Origin of the sequence: Mesorhizobium sp. WSM4935 (assembly GCF_029625735.1) — a bacterium.
Lineage (GTDB): Bacteria > Pseudomonadota > Alphaproteobacteria > Rhizobiales > Rhizobiaceae > Mesorhizobium.
This window is the reverse complement of record NZ_JARTVR010000002.1, coordinates 480,611-497,758: the sequence shown is the minus strand read 5'-3', so window position 1 is coordinate 497,758 and position 17,148 is coordinate 480,611. Positions and strand designations below refer to the sequence as shown.

14 protein-coding genes are annotated in these 17,148 nt (G+C 65.0%); all 14 read left to right on the top strand.

Annotation, left to right across the window (positions count from 1 at the left end; genetic code table 11):
- Positions 1–4 precede the first annotated feature (4 nt).
- The 14 genes from murG (at position 5) to P9273_RS06595 (ending at position 17,049) form a co-directional block, all read left to right on the top strand.
- A complete protein-coding gene (gene murG / locus P9273_RS06660) occupies positions 5–1,129 on the top strand; it encodes an undecaprenyldiphospho-muramoylpentapeptide beta-N-acetylglucosaminyltransferase (protein ID WP_278048173.1) in 1,125 nt (374 codons plus the stop codon).
- On the top strand, positions 1,126–2,532 hold the full coding sequence (gene murC, locus P9273_RS06655) for a UDP-N-acetylmuramate--L-alanine ligase (RefSeq protein WP_278048172.1): 1,407 nt from the start codon (positions 1,126–1,128) through the stop codon (positions 2,530–2,532). Before murG ends, murC begins: the two co-directional genes overlap by 4 nt.
- Complete coding sequence (gene murB, locus P9273_RS06650; protein ID WP_278048171.1) at positions 2,529–3,494, top strand: UDP-N-acetylmuramate dehydrogenase; 966 nt, start codon at positions 2,529–2,531, stop codon at positions 3,492–3,494. Before murC ends, murB begins: the two co-directional genes overlap by 4 nt.
- Before the next feature lie 383 nt (positions 3,495–3,877).
- Complete coding sequence (locus tag P9273_RS06645) at positions 3,878–4,804, top strand: D-alanine--D-alanine ligase (RefSeq protein WP_278048170.1); 927 nt, start codon at positions 3,878–3,880, stop codon at positions 4,802–4,804.
- A complete protein-coding gene (locus P9273_RS06640; RefSeq protein WP_278048169.1) occupies positions 4,792–5,736 on the top strand; it encodes a cell division protein FtsQ/DivIB in 945 nt (314 codons plus the stop codon). Before P9273_RS06645 ends, P9273_RS06640 begins: the two co-directional genes overlap by 13 nt.
- Positions 5,733–7,040, top strand: a complete 1,308-nt coding sequence (gene ftsA / locus P9273_RS06635; protein ID WP_040995793.1) for a cell division protein FtsA — start codon at positions 5,733–5,735, stop codon at positions 7,038–7,040. Before P9273_RS06640 ends, ftsA begins: the two co-directional genes overlap by 4 nt.
- Before the next feature lie 67 nt (positions 7,041–7,107).
- Positions 7,108–8,769 carry a cell division protein FtsZ gene (ftsZ, locus tag P9273_RS06630; protein WP_278048168.1) on the top strand — a complete coding sequence of 554 codons (1,662 nt, stop codon included), beginning with the start codon at positions 7,108–7,110 and terminating at the stop codon, positions 8,767–8,769.
- Positions 8,770–9,127: 358 nt separating this feature from the next.
- Positions 9,128–10,075 carry a UDP-3-O-acyl-N-acetylglucosamine deacetylase gene (gene lpxC, locus P9273_RS06625; RefSeq protein WP_040995789.1) on the top strand — a complete coding sequence of 316 codons (948 nt, stop codon included), beginning with the start codon at positions 9,128–9,130 and terminating at the stop codon, positions 10,073–10,075.
- A 202-nt stretch (positions 10,076–10,277) separates the two neighbouring features.
- A complete protein-coding gene (locus P9273_RS06620; protein WP_040995787.1) occupies positions 10,278–11,147 on the top strand; it encodes an outer membrane protein assembly factor BamD in 870 nt (289 codons plus the stop codon).
- 8 nt (positions 11,148–11,155) lie between these two features.
- A complete protein-coding gene (gene recN / locus P9273_RS06615) occupies positions 11,156–12,829 on the top strand; it encodes a DNA repair protein RecN (protein ID WP_278048167.1) in 1,674 nt (557 codons plus the stop codon).
- A gap of 203 nt (positions 12,830–13,032) precedes the next feature.
- On the top strand, positions 13,033–15,240 hold the full coding sequence (ligA, locus tag P9273_RS06610; protein ID WP_278048166.1) for an NAD-dependent DNA ligase LigA: 2,208 nt from the start codon (positions 13,033–13,035) through the stop codon (positions 15,238–15,240).
- Complete coding sequence (locus P9273_RS06605) at positions 15,240–15,932, top strand: DUF2461 domain-containing protein (RefSeq protein ID WP_278048165.1); 693 nt, start codon at positions 15,240–15,242, stop codon at positions 15,930–15,932. The genes ligA and P9273_RS06605 overlap by 1 nt, the downstream gene beginning before the upstream one ends.
- Positions 15,933–16,027: 95 nt before the next feature.
- On the top strand, positions 16,028–16,756 hold the full coding sequence (locus P9273_RS06600; protein WP_278048164.1) for an AzlC family ABC transporter permease: 729 nt from the start codon (positions 16,028–16,030) through the stop codon (positions 16,754–16,756).
- Positions 16,753–17,049, top strand: a complete 297-nt coding sequence (locus P9273_RS06595) for an AzlD family protein (RefSeq protein ID WP_278048163.1) — start codon at positions 16,753–16,755, stop codon at positions 17,047–17,049. The genes P9273_RS06600 and P9273_RS06595 overlap by 4 nt, the downstream gene beginning before the upstream one ends.
- Positions 17,050–17,148: the final 99 nt, after the last annotated feature.

The following is a 17,148-nucleotide window of genomic DNA, read 5'->3' as shown; positions in this document are numbered from 1 at the left end:
CAGGATGGCGAAGGGTGTTATCCTCCTAGCAGCCGGTGGAACGGGCGGACATCTGTTTCCGGCCGAGGCGCTCGCGCATGAATTGATCGACCGCGGCTGGAAGGTGCATCTTGCCACCGACCAACGCGCCGAACGCTATTCCCGCCATTTCCCGGCAGCCGACACTCACACGATCCCCTCGGCCACGCTGGGTTCCAAGAACCCGGTCGCCATGCTCTCGGCCTTCTGGAAAATCTGGCAGGGTGTGCGTGAGGCCAGCCAGGTGATCGCCAGGATCAAGCCAGAGGCGGTCGTCGGCTTCGGCGGCTATCCGACGCTGCCGCCGCTCTATGCGGCGACAAGGCGAAGAGTGCCGACGCTGATCCATGAGCAGAACGCCGTCATGGGCCGCGCCAACAAGGCGCTCGCCGGCCGCGTCGACGCGATAGCCGGCGGCTTCCTGCCGGAAGGGGCGAGCGCCGCCGGCGCAAAGACGGTGACCACCGGCAATCCGGTCAGGCCGCAAATCCTCGAAGCGGCGAAGGCGCCCTATGTCGCCTCGAACGAGGGCGAGGCGTTTCGGTTCCTGGTGTTCGGCGGCAGCCAGGGCGCGCAATTCTTTTCCGATGCCCTTCCGGCGGCGATCGCGCTGCTGCCGCCAGACCAGCGCAATCGGCTGGTCATCACCCAGCAAGCGCGGGCCGAGGATGTGGCGCGGGTAAAGGCGGCCTATGCCGATCTCGGCGTCGACGCCCAGGTCTCGCCCTTCTTCACCGACATGGCGGCGCGCATTGGGGCGGCGCATCTGGTGATGTCGCGCTCCGGCGCCTCGACGGTTTCGGAAATCGCCGTCATCGGGCGGCCGGCGCTGCTGGTGCCTTATCCGCACGCGCTCGACCACGACCAGGCGGCGAATGCCGCGGCCCTTGCCGCCGCCGGCGGGGCCGAGCTCCATCCGCAGCCGACGCTGTCGGCGGAGCGGATCGCCGAACTCGTCGGCGGGTTGATCAAGGATCCGAACCGGCTGGCGACCATGGCTGCCGCCGCCCGCTCGGCCGGGAAACCGAACGCGGCGCGGTTGCTCGCCGATCTGACAGAGGCTATTGCGTCCGGCAAAACGGTTTCGGACTACAGGAGGACGCGCCCATGAAGATGCCGCAGACGATCGGCCTTGTGCATTTCATCGGCATCGGCGGCATCGGCATGAGCGGCATCGCCGAGGTGCTGCACAATCTGGGCTACAAGGTGCAGGGCTCCGACCAGGCCGACGGCGCCAATGTGCAGCGGCTGCGCGACAAAGGCATCGAATGCTTTGTCGGCCACAAGGCCGAGAATCTCGGCGACGCCGAAGTCGTGGTCGTTTCGACCGCGATCAAGAAGTCCAACCCGGAACTGAAAGCCGCGCGCGAGAAGCTTTTGCCGGTCGTGCGCCGGGCCGAGATGCTGGCCGAACTGATGCGTTTCCGCCAGGCCGTCGCCATCGGCGGGACGCATGGCAAGACGACGACCACCTCCATGGTGGCGACGCTGCTCGAGGCCGGCGGGCTCGACCCGACCGTCATCAATGGCGGCATCATCAACGCCTATGGCACCAATGCGCGCATGGGCGACGGCGAGTGGATGGTGGTCGAAGCCGACGAGAGCGACGGCACCTTTCTGAAACTGCCGGCCGACATCGCCGTCGTCACCAACATCGATCCCGAGCACCTCGACCACTATGGCAGCTTCGACAAGGTGCGCGAGGCCTTCCGCCAGTTCGTCGAGAACGTGCCGTTCTACGGCTTCGGCGTGATGTGCACCGACCATCCGGAAGTGCAGGCGCTGGTCGGCCGCATCGAGGACCGGCGCGTCATCACCTATGGCGAGAACGCGCAGGCCGACGTGCGCTTCACCAACCATCGCATGGACGGGGCGGCGTCAGAGTTCGACGTGGTGATCCGCGACCGAAAGGGCCGCGGCGCGACGACGATCGCGGGGCTGCGTCTGCCGATGCCGGGCCGGCACAATGTCTCCAATGCCACTGCGGCGATCGCGGTCGCGCATGAGCTTGGCCTGTCGGCCGAGGCGATCAAGAAAGGCTTGTCCTCATTCGCCGGCGTCAAGCGGCGCTTCACCCACACCGGCTCCTGGGACGGCGTCGAGGTGTTCGACGACTACGGCCATCATCCGGTCGAGATCGCGGCGGTGCTGAAGGCCGCGCGCAGCGCGACCAAGGGGCGGGTGATCGCCATCGCGCAGCCGCATCGCTTCACCCGGCTGCATGACCTCTTCGAGGAATTCTCGGTCTGCTTCAATGACGCCGATACGGTCATGGTGGCGCCGGTCTATGCGGCCGGCGAGGAACCTATCGAAGGCGTGACGTCCGACGCGCTGGTGTCGCGCATCCGCTCCGGCGGGCACCGCGACGCACGCTATATCGATGGTCAGGCGGCAATCGCGCCCGTCATTCGCGAGCTTGCCAAGCCTGGCGATTTCGTCGTCTTCCTCGGCGCCGGCAACATCACGCAATGGGCCTATGCGCTGCCCAAGGAACTTGGGGGGATGCCCTCATGATGCGCGGCCAGGACCTGATCGATAAGCTCGGCGACAAGCTTTCCGGCCTGCGCGGCCGCGTCACGCCGAACGCCGAAATGGACAAGATCACCTGGTTCCGGGCCGGCGGCCTGGCGGAGGCGCTGTTCCAGCCGGCCGACGAGGAAGACCTCGCTGCCTTCCTGCGCGCCGTGCCGGAAGAAATACCCGTCATGGTGGTCGGCGTCGGCTCGAACCTTCTGGTGCGCGACGGCGGCATTTCCGGTTTCGTCGTCAGGCTCTCGGCCAAAGGCTTCGGCGAGGCCGAGGCTACCGGGCCGACCACGATCAAGGCGGGAGCGGCAACGCCGGACAAACGTGTCGCCGCGGTGGCTTACGAAGCCGGTATCGGCGGCTTCCATTTCTACCACGGCATCCCCGGCGCGGTTGGCGGCGCGCTCAGGATGAATGCCGGCGCCAACGGCGTCGAGACCCGCGAGCGGGTCGTCGAGGTAAGGGCGCTGGACCGCAACGGCAATCTCCATACGCTGAGCAACGCCGATATGGGTTATGCCTATCGCCACTCATCCGCGCCTTCGGGGCTGATCTTCACCTCAGCCGTTTTCGAAGGGTTTCCCGAAGACAAGGCGGCGATCAAGGCGGCGATGGATGCGGTGCAGAACCATCGCGAGACGGTGCAGCCGATTAGGGAGAAGACCGGCGGCTCGACCTTCAAGAATCCGGAAGGCAGTTCGGCCTGGAAGGAAATCGACAAGGCCGGCTGCCGCGGGTTGATGATCGGCGGCGCGCAGATGTCACCTATGCATTGCAACTTCATGATCAACACCGGCACGGCCACCGGCTACGACCTCGAATATCTCGGCGAGACGGTGCGGGCGCGGGTGCTCGAGAATTCCGGCATCCGGCTGCACTGGGAAATCAAGCGGCTTGGCAATTTCAGGCCGGGCCACGCGGTGCAGGAGTTCCTCGGCCAGCTCCTTTGAGGTGCGCTGATATTCAGGTGAGACCGGCCTGCGAATGGCGGCTCGGCCTGACCTGAATCTCGCCACATCTCGGCTCCCTGTGACGTTCAAGTAGTACTTGAACTTCCGTGCCCTGCGGCGGCGTCAACCGTTGCCGCAAAGACTCAACAACACACTTTTCTCGCTTGTTTTCGCGGAAAGTGAATCTCTCGGAATCATAGGTACTTGCCAGCGAATCAACTCTCTGATTCTCTGCCCTAAAGCGTTTCCTGATTTGAGTCGTTCGACGCGTTCAGCCGCGTTTTCCGTCTGGGGGGGCAACCTGCCGGAAGACTCGGACTCAATGCTCGGAAATGCGGTGCGGGAATATCGGTTGCAGGCCCGGCGTGAGAGGGGTGACGGGAATGAAGAAGAAACATGTGGCTGTGCTCCTGGGAGGATTCTCCTCGGAACGGCCCGTGTCTCTGTCCTCGGGGAAGGCGTGTGCGGATGCGCTCGAGAGTGAAGGCTACCAAGTTACCCGCGTCGATGTTTCGCGCGATGTCGGGGCTGTGCTTGCCGAACTTAAGCCCGACGTCGCCTTCAATGCACTGCACGGTCCGTTCGGCGAGGATGGCACCATCCAGGGAATTCTCGAATATCTCGCAATTCCCTACACCCATTCGGGTGTGCTCGCTTCGGCGCTGGCCATGAACAAGCAGCAGGCCAAGAAGATTGCCAAGGCGTCCGGCATCCCGGTGGCGGAATCCAAGGTGGTCAACCGCTTCACCGTGCGGAACAGGCATCCGATGAAGCCGCCTTATGTGGTCAAGCCGGTCAATGAGGGATCGAGCTTCGGCGTGGTCATCGTGCATGAAGGGCAGTCGCATCCGCCGCAGGTGATCGGCTCGACCGAATGGCAATATGGCGAGACCGTCATGGTCGAGCGCTACATCCATGGGCGCGAGTTGACCTGCGCGGTGATGGGCGATGTGGCGCTCGGCGTCTGCGAGATCATCCCGACCGGGCATTCCTTCTACGATTACGATTCAAAATACGTTCCCGGCGGATCAAAACACCAAATCCCTGCTAAAATTTCACCGAATATTTACCAAAAAATACAGACACTGGCCCTCAAGGCTCATCTTGCCATTGGTTGCCGGGGCGTTTCCCGATCGGACTTCCGTTACGACGACCGTCACTCCGAAAACGGCGAGGTTGTCTGGCTCGAGGTCAACACTCAGCCGGGCATGACGCCGACGTCTCTGGTGCCTGAAATCGCCGCGCAAGCGGGACACTCGTTCGGCGATTTGTTGAGTTGGATGGTGGAGGACGCTTCGTGTCTGCGTTGAGGTGGGGACAGGGTAATGGCGGCGGTGCGGCTCGGTCCGCGCTGTTCGGCATGTCGCTGTCATTCGACCGTTTCGTGTTGCCGCGTCAGCTCCGCCGTCCGGTGCGCTTGCTGGCGCGCCTGTGCGGCGGCGAGTACGAGGCGCCGCGCTTTTCGGCGGCAATCCTTTCCGCCGCGCTGATCGCATCGAGCAGCGCCTATGGCGCCTATCTCGGCGGCTATGCCGACAGCGTCGTGCAGGGCGTGACGGCGCGCACCGGTTTTGCCGTCGACCAGATCAAGGTCGTCGGCAACCGCCAGACCTCCGAGATCGATGTGCTGGACCGGCTCGGCCTCGACGGCTGGACCTCGCTGATCGGCTTCGATGCCGAGGCCGCGCGTGAGCGCATCGCGACGCTGCCCTGGGTCGAGGGCGCGGCGGTGCGCAAAATCTACCCGCATACGCTGGAAGTGCGCATCCAGGAGCGCGAACCCTTCGCGCTCTGGCAGCAGGGCACTTCGGTTTCGGTCATCGAGCGGTCTGGCGAGGTGATCGTGCCGTTCTCTGGCGGCAAGCAGGCGCTGCTTCCGCTGATCATCGGCGCGGGCGCGCCGGCGATGGCGCCGGCCTTTCTCGACAAGATCAAGCGCTATCCCGAGCTCGCGGCGCGGGTCAAAGGCTACATCCGGGTCGGCGAGCGCCGCTGGGACCTGAGGCTGGAAAACGGCATCACGATCAAGCTGCCGGAAGACGGCGAGGATCAGGCGATCGCGGAGCTGGTCAAGATCGACCATAACAACGGGTTGCTGACGCGCGACATCGCCGCCGTCGACATGCGGCTTTCCGACCGGCTGGTGGTGGAGCTCTCGCCGGAGGCGGCGACGCAGCGCGAAGCCGCGCTCAGCGACAAGCCGAAGAACCTGGCCAAGCGCAAGGCGGAGACCAAGATATGAGCTGGCTTGGCGGCAGCGGTGACGCATCTTCGCGCCGGTCGGGCACGCTGACCGTGCTCGATGTCGGATCCAGCAAGGTTTGCTGCGTGGTGGCGAAGCTGAAGCCCAATGAGGACGGCAAGCTTTTGCGCGGACGTTCACACCGCATCCAGGTGATCGGCATCGGTCACCAGAAGTCGCAGGGCGTCAAGTCGGGCGTGGTCGTCGACCTCGACCGCGCCGAGCATGCCATTCGCCTTGCCGTCGACGCGGCCGAACGCATGGCAGGGCTCACGGTCGATTCCCTCATCGTCAACATGACGGCGGGCCGCCTTAAGAGCGAGGCCTTCTCGGCGACCATCAATCTCGGCGGCCATCAGGTCGAGGAGGTCGACATCAAGCGCGTGCTCGCAGCAGGCGCCAAGCAGGCGCTGAGAGCCGAACGCGAGGTGATCCATTCGCTGCCGGTCGGCTTCTCGCTCGACGCCGAGCGTGGCATGCGCGATCCGCGCGGCATGGTGGGCGATACGCTTGGGGTCGACATGCATGTGCTGACGGGCGATGCCGCGCCGATGCGCAATCTCGAGCTTTGCATCAACCGCTCGCATCTGTCGGTGGAGCGCATGGTGGCGACGCCCTATGCCAGCGGGCTTGCCTCGCTGGTGGATGACGAGCTCGAAATGGGCGCCGCCTGCATCGACATGGGCGGCGGCACGACGACCATCTCGGTCTTCTCGGAAGGCAAGTTCGTCCATGGTGACGCCATCGCCATCGGCGGCAACCATGTGACGCTCGACATGGCCAAGGGGCTGTCGACCTCGCTCGATGCCGCGGAGCGGCTGAAGGTCATGCATGGCTCGGCGCTGCCCGGCAGCGCGGATGATCGCGACCTCGTCTCGATCCAGCCGATCGGCGAGGAGGGCGATGTACCGCTGCAGATCCCGCGCTCGGTGATGACGCGCATCATCCGCGCCCGCATCGACGAGACGCTGGAGCTTCTGCGCGACCGGCTGAACAAGTCCGGCTACGGCAATGCCGTCGGCAAGCGCGTCGTGCTCACCGGTGGCGCCAGCCAGCTCGCCGGCCTGCCGGAAGCGGCGCGCCGCATTCTCGGGCGCAATGTTCGCATCGGCCGGCCTCTGGGCGTTGCGGGCCTGCCGGAAGCGGCCAAGGGACCGGCGTTCTCGACACCGGTCGGACTGATGATCTATCCGCAGATGGCGAGCTTCGAGAGCCATTCGGCGAAAGGACTTTCCGGTTTCAGGATGACCGGAACGGGCGGAAAACTGCATCGCATGAGTCAGTGGTTGAGAGACAGTTTTTAATTTGACGGGGACAGCCCCATAGGCGGCCGCAGCGGCGAGGCGGCGGGAAAGGCAAAGGACGGAGACAATGACCATCAATCTGCAGAAGCCGGACATCACCGAGCTCAAGCCACGCATCACCGTGTTCGGTGTCGGCGGCGGCGGCGGCAATGCCGTGAACAACATGATCACAGCCGGCCTGCGCGGCGTCGAGTTCGTGGTGGCCAACACCGACGCGCAGGCGCTGACCATGTCGAAGGCCGAGCGGCTGATCCAGCTCGGCGCGCATGTCACCGAAGGCCTCGGCGCAGGCTCGCAGCCGGAAGTCGGCCGCGCGGCGGCGGAAGAGTGCATCGACGAGATCATCGATCACCTCTCCAACACCCATATGTGCTTCGTCACCGCCGGCATGGGCGGCGGCACCGGCACGGGCGCTGCTCCGGTCGTTGCCCGCGCGGCGCGCGAGAAGGGCATCCTCACCGTCGGTGTCGTCACCAAGCCGTTCCATTTCGAGGGCCAGCGCCGCATGAAGACGGCCGACATGGGCATCGAGGAACTGCAGAAATGCGTCGATACGCTGATCGTCATCCCCAACCAGAACCTGTTCCGGCTGGCCAATGACAAGACCACCTTCGCCGATGCCTTCGCCATGGCCGACCAGGTGCTCTACTCGGGCGTCGCCTGCATCACCGACCTAATGGTCAAGGAAGGCCTGATCAACCTCGACTTCGCCGACGTCCGTTCGGTGATGCGCGAGATGGGCAAGGCGATGATGGGCACGGGCGAGGCTTCGGGCGAGGGCCGCGCGATGGCCGCGGCGGAAGCCGCTATCGCCAACCCGCTGCTCGACGAAACCTCGATGAAGGGCGCCAAGGGCCTGCTGATCTCGATCACCGGCGGCCGCGACCTCACCCTGTTCGAGGTGGACGAAGCCGCGACCCGCATCCGCGAGGAGGTTGACCAGGACGCCAACATCATCCTGGGCGCCACCTTCGACGAGGAGCTGGAAGGCGTGATCCGCGTGTCGGTCGTCGCCACCGGCATCGACAAGTCGGCGGCCGAAATCGCGGCTGCGCCGATTTCGATCCGCGCGCCGCAGAAGCCGGCCGCCCGTCCGGCGGCGGCTCCGGTCGCTGAAATCCGTCCCGCACCGGTTCAGCCGCAGGCCTACGAACCGCGCGCGGTCGATCCGGTGGCGGAGGCGATCCAGCTCGCCGAGGCGAACGCCGCCGCCATGGCGCAGCCGCGCCCTGCGCCGGTCGACGACTTCCGGCCGCAGAGCAAGATCTTCCAGGCTCCGCCGGCCCAGCCGCAGCCGCAGCCGGTGGTGCCGCAGCAGGTCATGCAGCAGCCCGCGCCGCAGCGCGAGATGCCGCAGCCGGTGGCCGCGGCCCCGCAGCGCATGCCCCGCGTGGAAGACTTTCCGCCGGTAGTGAGGGCTGAGGTCGAAGCCAAGACCCGGCCTGCGGACCATGAGAACAGCGGTCCGATGGGGCTGATCAAGCGGCTGACCAACGGCCTTACCCGCCGCGAGGAAGAGCCGGCCCGGCTCCAGCCGGCGCAGCCGCGCGAGCCGAAGCTGCGCCAGGCCGCGCCCGAGATGCGCCGCCTCGCCAGCCAGGATCCGCAGCTCTACGCGCCGCGCCGTGGCCAGCTCGACGATCAGGGCCGGCTGACGCCGCAGGCCCGCACGGTCCAGGAAGACGACCAGCTGGAGATTCCGGCCTTCCTGCGCCGCCAGGCCAACTGACTGATAGGGCGGACCGCCGGTCGTTAACGATATATAATGGTTGTTAACAGGCAGACGAGAAATCGTCTGCCTGTCGCTTTTCGAAAGTCACTTGTAAAACAAATGGTTGGGGGAATTTTCTGACACGTTCCCGTGGTTACACGGGGTAAGAAACCGTGATTTGGAGTCTCCAAGGCAGGCCATTATCTTCGCCACGGACTAAAGTCGGTTTGCCGGGATTCGGGGAGTAGCCCTGCCTGCCGATCACACAGAGCCGCATGCTCTTGCTTATTTTGCCGCATCCTATGCGAGCGCCAGGCCAGCACCTGGCTGCAAGATACCCAAGGCCGATTGAGCGGACGCAGGCATTTTGGGCGGTATGGGGTTACTCTTGCACGACTATCAGACGACAGTGAAATCGCGCGCGACGCTGACTGGCATCGGCGTTCATAGCGGCAACACCGTCACCGTTCACTTTCTGCCGGCCGACGCCGATACGGGCATCGTCTTCCATCTTTCGAATGGCGGCCAGATCCGCGAGTTCCGTGCCCTGGTCGCGGAAGTCGGCGCCACCGATCTTTGCACCATGCTTGGCGATCCGGCCGGCGAGCATATCGGCACGGTCGAGCATCTGATGGCGACGGTGTTCGGCCTCGGCATCGACAATCTCGTCATCGAGATCGACGGTTCGGAAGTCCCGATTCTCGACGGCAGCGCCATGGCTTTCGTCGAAGCCGTCGACCAGGCCGGCATCGAGACGCTGGCGGTGAAGCGCCGCTATATCCGTGTCGTCAAGCCGGTGCGCGTGGAAGCCGGCGCGTCCTGGGCGGAGTTCCGCCCCTATGACGGCACGCGATTCGAGGTCGAGATCGATTTCGAAAGCCCGGCGATCGGCCGGCAGCAATTCGCCTCCGACATGAATCCCGACATCTTCCGCCGCGATATTGCACGGGCGCGGACCTTCGGCTTCATGAAGGACGTCGAAAGGCTTTGGGCCGCCGGCTACGCGCTCGGCTCATCGCTGGAGAACTCGCTGGTCATCGGCGACGACAACCGCGTCATCAATGTCGGGGGCTTGCGCTATCCCAATGAATTCGCCCGCCACAAGACGCTCGATGCAATGGGCGACCTGGCGCTGGCCGGCGCGCGCTTCATCGGTTGTTTCCGCTCCTATCGCGGCGGCCACCGGATGAACGCCTCTGCCTTGCGCCGGCTGCTTTCCGACCACACGGCCTTCGAGATCGTCGAGACCCGGCGCCGCGAGCGCGGCCGCGTCGCCGAGATGATCGCTGTCAGCCGGCCGGTCTACGCACCTTGGGTGATCTGATTCTTAACCGTTCTCTGGCTTTGTAGGGCGGGCTTGTGTTGCACGATTGCATCACGAATCGCTGAAATTGCGCAACCGCGGGCGTGGCGCCAGGCCGCCACAAAAATGTGCGATTGGCCGGACATAGCGTTGCCGGGCAAGGGGATAATGGTTTATGGCTTCGGCCCGGACCGAAACGACGCCGAAGGGGCGGAATCCAAACATGTTTTTTTCGCGAGTTGGTCAATCGGTAGCGCCGCGTCGTGGTGTTTTGCTGGCGCTGTCGGTGGTTGCTCCCGCGCTCGTGCTGTCGGCCTGCATGTCCTCCGAGAAGGATGTCAATCTGGCGACCTATGTCGACCAGACCGAACCGGCCGACGTTCTCTACAACCAGGGCCTGGCCAACATGAATGCCGGCCGCCTCGACGAGGCGAGCAAGAAATTCGACGCCGTCGACCGCCAGCATCCCTATTCGGAATTCGCGCGCAAATCGATGGTAATGGGCGCTTTCGCCGACTATCGCGCCGGCAAATACGACGAGGCGATCGGCACCGCGAAACGCTATTTGACGCTTTATCCCTCGACCGACGATGCCGCTTACGCGCAATACATCATCGGCTTGAGCTATTATCGGCAGATCAAGGACGTCACCCAGGACCAGAAAGAGGCGCGCCAGACCATCCAGACCATGCAGGATCTGGTGACGCGCTGGCCTAATTCCGAATATGTCGCCGACGCCAAAGACAAGATCCGCTTCGCCAATGACCAGCTTGCCGGCAAGGAGATGCAGATCGGCCGCTATTATCTCGAGCGCCGCGAATACATCGCCGCCGTGAAGCGCTTCCGCACCGTGGTCGAAACCTATTCCAACACCCGCCATGTCGAGGAGGCGCTCGCGCGTCTGACGGAGTCCTATTATGCGATGGGCCTGACCTCGGAAGCGCAGACAGCAGCGGCGGTGCTTGGTCACAATTATCCGGACAGCCCGTGGTACAAGGATTCCTACAAGCTCCTGCAGAGTAATGGGCTTGAGCCGCGCGAAAATGCCGGATCGTGGATCTCCAAGGCCGGGAAGCTGATCACCGGCGCCTGAAGCTTGCGATGCTGTCCAGACTGTCGATCCGCGATATCGTCCTGATCGAGAAGCTGGACATCGACTTCCTACCTGGGCTTTCGGTGCTGACCGGCGAAACCGGCGCCGGCAAATCCATCCTGCTCGACGCCTTGTCGCTGGCGCTCGGCGCGCGCGGCGACGCTTCGCTTGTCCGCCACGGCGCTGCGCAAGGCCAGGTCATTGCCGTGTTCGACGTGCCGCGCAACCATCCGGCGCGCACGCTGCTCGCCGAGAACGACATCGAGGACGATGGCGACATCATCCTGCGCCGCGTGCAGACGGCGGACGGCCGCACGCGCGTCTTCGTCAACGACCAGCCCTCCAGCGTCACGCTGATGCGCGATGTCGGCCGCGCGCTGGTCGAGATCCACGGCCAGCATGACGAGCGCGCCCTCGTCGATCCCGGCGCACATCGCGAGTTGCTCGACAGTTTCGGCGGCCATCTAGGCGCCGTGCGCGGCACGGGCGAAGCCTGGCGCTACTGGCGAAATTGCGAGCAGGAGCTTTCCCGGCATCGCGCCAAGGTCGAGGCGGCGGCGCGCGAGGCCGATTATCTGCGCGCTTCCGTCGCCGAGCTCGCAAAACTCGATCCGCAACCGGGCGAGGAGACAGAGCTTGCGGAGCTGCGCGCGCAGATGATGCGTGTGGAAAAGATCGCCGCCGAGATCCATGACGCTCAGGACGTGCTGTCGGGACCGTCCTCGCCCCTGCCGCAGCTTGCCAGCCTGCTGCGCCGGCTGCAGCGCAAGTCGGGCGAAGCGCCCGGCCTGCTTGACGATGTGGTGAAATCGCTCGACGAGGCGATGATCTCGCTGGATGCCGCGCAGTCCGGCGTGGAAGCTGCGCTTCGCGCCACGGCGTATGATCCGCAGCGCCTGGAGAAGGCGGAGGAGCGGCTGTTTGCACTGCGCGCCGCTTCGCGCAAGCACAATGTCGCGGTCGACGACCTTGCGCAGCTGCGCGACACGATGGTGGCCGATCTTGCCGATCTCGATGCCGGCGAGGAGCGGCTGCATGCGCTGGAGAAGCAGGCCGCCGCCGGGCGCGAAGCCTACGATATTTCCGCCGCGCAGCTGTCGTCGCTGCGCCACGCGGCGGCGGCGGGGCTGACCAAGGCGGTGATGGCGGAACTGCCGGCGCTGAAGCTCGAACGGGCCGAGTTCATCGTCGAGATGGGAAGCGATGCCGAAAGCCGCATGGAAGAGGGCATTGACCAGGTCGAATTCTGGGTGCGGACCAATCCGGGCACAAGGCCGGGGCCGATGATGAAGGTCGCTTCCGGCGGCGAGCTCTCGCGCTTCCTTCTGGCGCTGAAGGTGGCGCTCGCCGATCGCGGCTCGGCGCCGACCTTGGTCTTCGACGAGATCGACACCGGCGTCGGCGGCGCGGTGGCTGATGCCATCGGACAGCGGCTGGCGCGGCTGTCGAAGCGCGTGCAGGTGCTTTCGGTCACGCATGCGCCGCAGGTTGCGGCACGCGCCGCGACGCACTTCCTGATCTCGAAATCCGGCGGCAAGGACCGCGTCGCCACCGGTATCGCCGAGATGGACCGCGCCGCGCGCCAGGAAGAGATCGCGCGCATGCTGGCCGGCGCCGTCATCACCGACGAGGCGCGCGCCGCGGCCGAACGGCTTCTGCGCGAGAATACTGCCGCCGCTTAGGATGTGCTGATGGTGAGGCCGGCCTGCGAAGCCCGGCTTGAGTTAAATCTCAATATACATCCTAAGTGCTTGATTCTACCGGCTCTGAAGCAGAGTCAGCAGATGGCTGTATCCTGCTCTCGGTCAATGATTTTTCCACAGACCATCTCCCTGCCGGCGAATCCTGATTTATAGTGGCCCGCCATAATTCGAGGACCGGGTTCATGTCGGAAAAACCAGTCGAATCGCTGAGCGAGAGCGAGGCCGCGGAGGAGCTGAAGCGGCTCGCGGCGGAGATCGCCGAGCACGACCGGCGCTATCACACCGAGGACGCGCCGACGATCTCGGACGCCGAATACGACGCATTGGCGCGGCGCAACCTCGCCATCGAGGCGCGTTTTCCCGATCTCGTGCGCGAGGATTCGCCATCGCAGCGGGTCGGCGCGCCGCCGGCGGAAGGCTTTGCCAAGGTCCGGCATGCGGTGCCGATGCTCAGCCTCGCCAAGGCCTATACCGACCAGGACGTCGCCGATTTCATCGAGCGCGGAAGGCGTTTCTTCGACCGCGACAAGGACCTCGACATCGCCTTCACGGCCGAGCCGAAGATTGACGGCCTGTCGGCCTCCCTGCGCTATGAAAACGGCGTGTTCGTGCAGGGCGCGACGCGCGGCGACGGCGCGGTCGGCGAGGACATCACCGCCAATCTGAAGACGATTGCCGATATCCCGAAGAAATTGCAGGGCTCGGGCTGGCCGGAGATCATCGAGATCCGCGGCGAGGTCTACATGACCTATGCCGAATTCGAGGCGCTGAAGCAGCGCTCGGCGGCTGTGGGCGGGCAGGATTACGTCAATCCGCGCAACACGGCGGCCGGATCGCTGCGCCAGAAGGACCCGTCGGTCACCGCCAGCCGCAATCTTAAGTTCTTCGCTTATGCCTGGGGCTATACCACGGCGGATCCGGCCCCGACCCAGTACGATTCCGTGCAGAAGTTCAAGGAGTGGGGATTCAAGGTCAGCCCGCTGATGGTGCGGGCGAAGTCGATCGACGAACTCATCGCGCATTACCACCGGATCGAGGAGCAGCGTTCCTCGCTCGGCTACGACATAGACGGCGTCGTCTACAAGGTCGACCAGCTCGAGCTGCAGCGCCGCTGGGGTTTCGTCACCGGCGAGCCGCGCTGGGCGGTCGCCCACAAATTCCCCGCCGAGCAGGCGATGACGACGGTCGAGAAGATCGACATCCAGGTCGGCCGCACCGGCACGCTGGCGCCGGTGGCGCGGCTGGCGCCGGTGACGGTCGGCGGCGTGGTGGTCGAGAATGTCACGCTGCACAATGAAGACTACATCAAAGGCTTCGACAGCAACGGTCAGCCGATCCGCGACGGCATCGACGTGCGCATCGGCGACACGGTGGTGATCCAGCGGGCAGGGGATGTCATCCCGCAGATCGTCAGCGTCGTCATCGACAAGCGGCCGGCCAATGCCGTGCCTTACGAATTTCCGCATACCTGCCCGGTCTGCGGCTCGCCGGCGACGCGCGAGATCAACGAGAAGACGGGCAAGGAGGATTCACGCCGCCGCTGCACCGGCGAGCTGATCTGCGCCGCGCAGGCCGTGGAGAGGCTGCGCCACTTTGTGTCGCGCGGCGCGCTCGATATCGAGGGCCTGGGCGCGGAAAACATCGACCTCTTCTTCAATTCGGGGCTGGTGAAGACGGCCGCCGATATCTTCACGCTGAAGGATCGCCGCCCCGCCGTCACCAAGGTGCTGGCCGAGCGGCGCGAGGAGCAGGCGCGGCTGCGCGAGGAAGCCTCGGGCAAGACGCGCAAGAATGTGCGCAGCGTCGAGCAGCGCAATTATGAAGGCCTCGACAAATTGTTCGCCGCCATCGACGCGCGGCGCGAGCCGGAGCTTGACCGTTTCATCTTCGCGCTCGGCATCCGCCATATCGGCGAGACGACGGCCGCCGTGCTTGCCCGCCAGTTCTCCACCATCGAAGAACTGATCCGCGTGGGCAAGGAAACGGCAAAGGCGGAGGATCCGCACAGCGTCTTCCCATCGATCAACGGCATCGGCGACACGGTGGTCAACGCGCTGCGCGATTTCTTCGGCAATGAGCGCAATGACGACGTGCTGGACTCGCTGCTCGCGCAAGTTCACCCGAAACCCTATCTCATGGAAATCTCGGCCGGCAGCGAAGTCTCCGGCAAGACGGTGGTGTTCACCGGTTCGCTGGAAAAGATGACGCGCTCCGAGGCCAAGGCGATGGCGGAGCGGCTCGGCGCCAAGGTGGCGGGCTCGGTTTCTGCCAAGACCGACCTTGTGGTGGCGGGTCCCGGCGCCGGCTCGAAGCTCAAAGTTGCGAGCGACCTCGGCATCGAGGTGATCGACGAGGACACCTGGCTGCAGCGCATCGGCAGGGGCGGCTGATGGCGGGCGCGTTCAAGGGGTTTGGGCAGAAGGCCATCCCATTCCTGAAGGCGCTCGATTTCCACCAGAGCCGGGAATGGTTCCAGGAAAATCGCGATCTTTACCAGAGCGAGTTGCACGAACCGTTCTGCGATCTGGTCGAGACGCTCAGCGAACGTTTCGAGGCGGCAAAGCTCGGCTTGCGCGGCGACCGCAAGAGGTCGCTGTTCCGCATCAATCGCGATGTGCGCTTCTCGAAAGACAAGCGGCCCTACAACCGGCACCTGTCGGCGATCCTGTCGCCCGACGGCACCAAGATGGAGCAGGGCGTCTTTTATGTGCATATCGGGCTTGAGCACTGCTTTGCCGGCGTTGCCTGGTGGCAGCCGGCGCCCGAATTGCTGCAGGCCATGCGCAAGGCGATCGTGACCAGGCCGGCCGCGTTCCGCGCCATGGTCGCATCGCTGAAGAAGGCCGGCCTGGAGCTCGATGCGGAAGACCGCCTGAAGCGGGCCCCGCGCGGCTTCGAGGATATCGGTGACGAGGATCTCGCCCTGGCGGTACGGAGCCGGCATTTCGTGGTCCGGCACGACATCGATCCGGCGACGATCCATTCGCCGGCGCTGGTCGACGATCTCGTCGACTTCACGCTTGGCGCCAAGCCGCTGCTCGACTGGGGCAGGGCGATCCAGGGGACGGTCGTCAAGGCCTAACGGCGGCGATCAGTTCTGCTGATCGCTGGGTCAAGCGAATTGGTGTGACAAGCGGGACGACGCTCCCTACATCAGGCCGCTCAAGGAGTGGCTTGATGGCAGCGGAAGCGATCTCTGAGGGCAGAACGGGCGGCGAATTCTGGGACGGCGTGCGATTGTCGATGCCCGTCGTCGTCGCCTCGGCGCCATTCGCGATCCTGTTTGGCGCAATTGCCGTCGACAATGGTTTCTCGGTGCTCGAGGCGTTCCTGATGAGCGCCATGATCTTTGGCGGCGCCAGCCAGATGGTCGGCATCGAGCTGTTCGGTCAGCATGTCGCGCCGTGGCTGATCGTGCTGTCGATCTTCGCGGTGAATTTCCGCCATGTGCTCTATTCGGCCGGCATCGGCCGGCGCATCGCGCATTGGCCGCTGCTGCAGCAGGCCGCCGGCTATTTCATCCTGACCGACCCGCAATTCGCCATCGCCGAAGCGAGGGCCGAGTCCGGCCGTCCCGTCGGCTTCGTCTGGTATCTGGGGCTCGGCCTGCCGGTCTATGTCTTCTGGGTGATCGAAAGCGGGTTGGGCGCGGTGTTCGGCAAGATGATCCCGGATACGCATGCGCTCGGCATCGATTTCCTTTTGCCGATCTATTTCCTCGGCCTGGTGCTTGGCTTCCGCAAGCGGCCGCTCTGGGCGCCCGTCGTCGCCGCCAGCGCCGTCGCTTCGATCATCGCCTATCGAACCGTCGGCTCGCCCTGGCATGTCTCGATCGGCGCGGTCGCCGGCGTTCTCCTGGCGGTGATCCTGCCGCCACACCACAGTGGCGTGGGCAAGCGGCCGTGAGCACGACCTTCTGGATCATCCTGGCCGGCGCTGTCGCCACCTACCTGACCCGCGTCGGCGGCCATCTCGTCATTTCGCGCTTCGAGACCATCCATCCGCGCGTCGAAGCGGGCCTCAACGCCGTGCCGGCAGCCGTGCTAACGACCCTCGTCGCGCCGGAACTGCTGCATGCCGGACCGGCCGAATGGGCGGCTCTAATCGTCGCTGTGCTGGTATCGCTGCGCGGCGGCCTGATGGCGATGTTTTTGGCGGGCGCGGCGGTGTTGATCGTCGCGCGGCAGTTTGTCGGATAGCCTTATCATGAATCGCCGGCGCCGCCCCTCATCCGCCTGCCGGCACCTTCTCCCCGTATAGTGACGGGGAAGGGGGCTGCCGCGACGCCGGGGTCCATT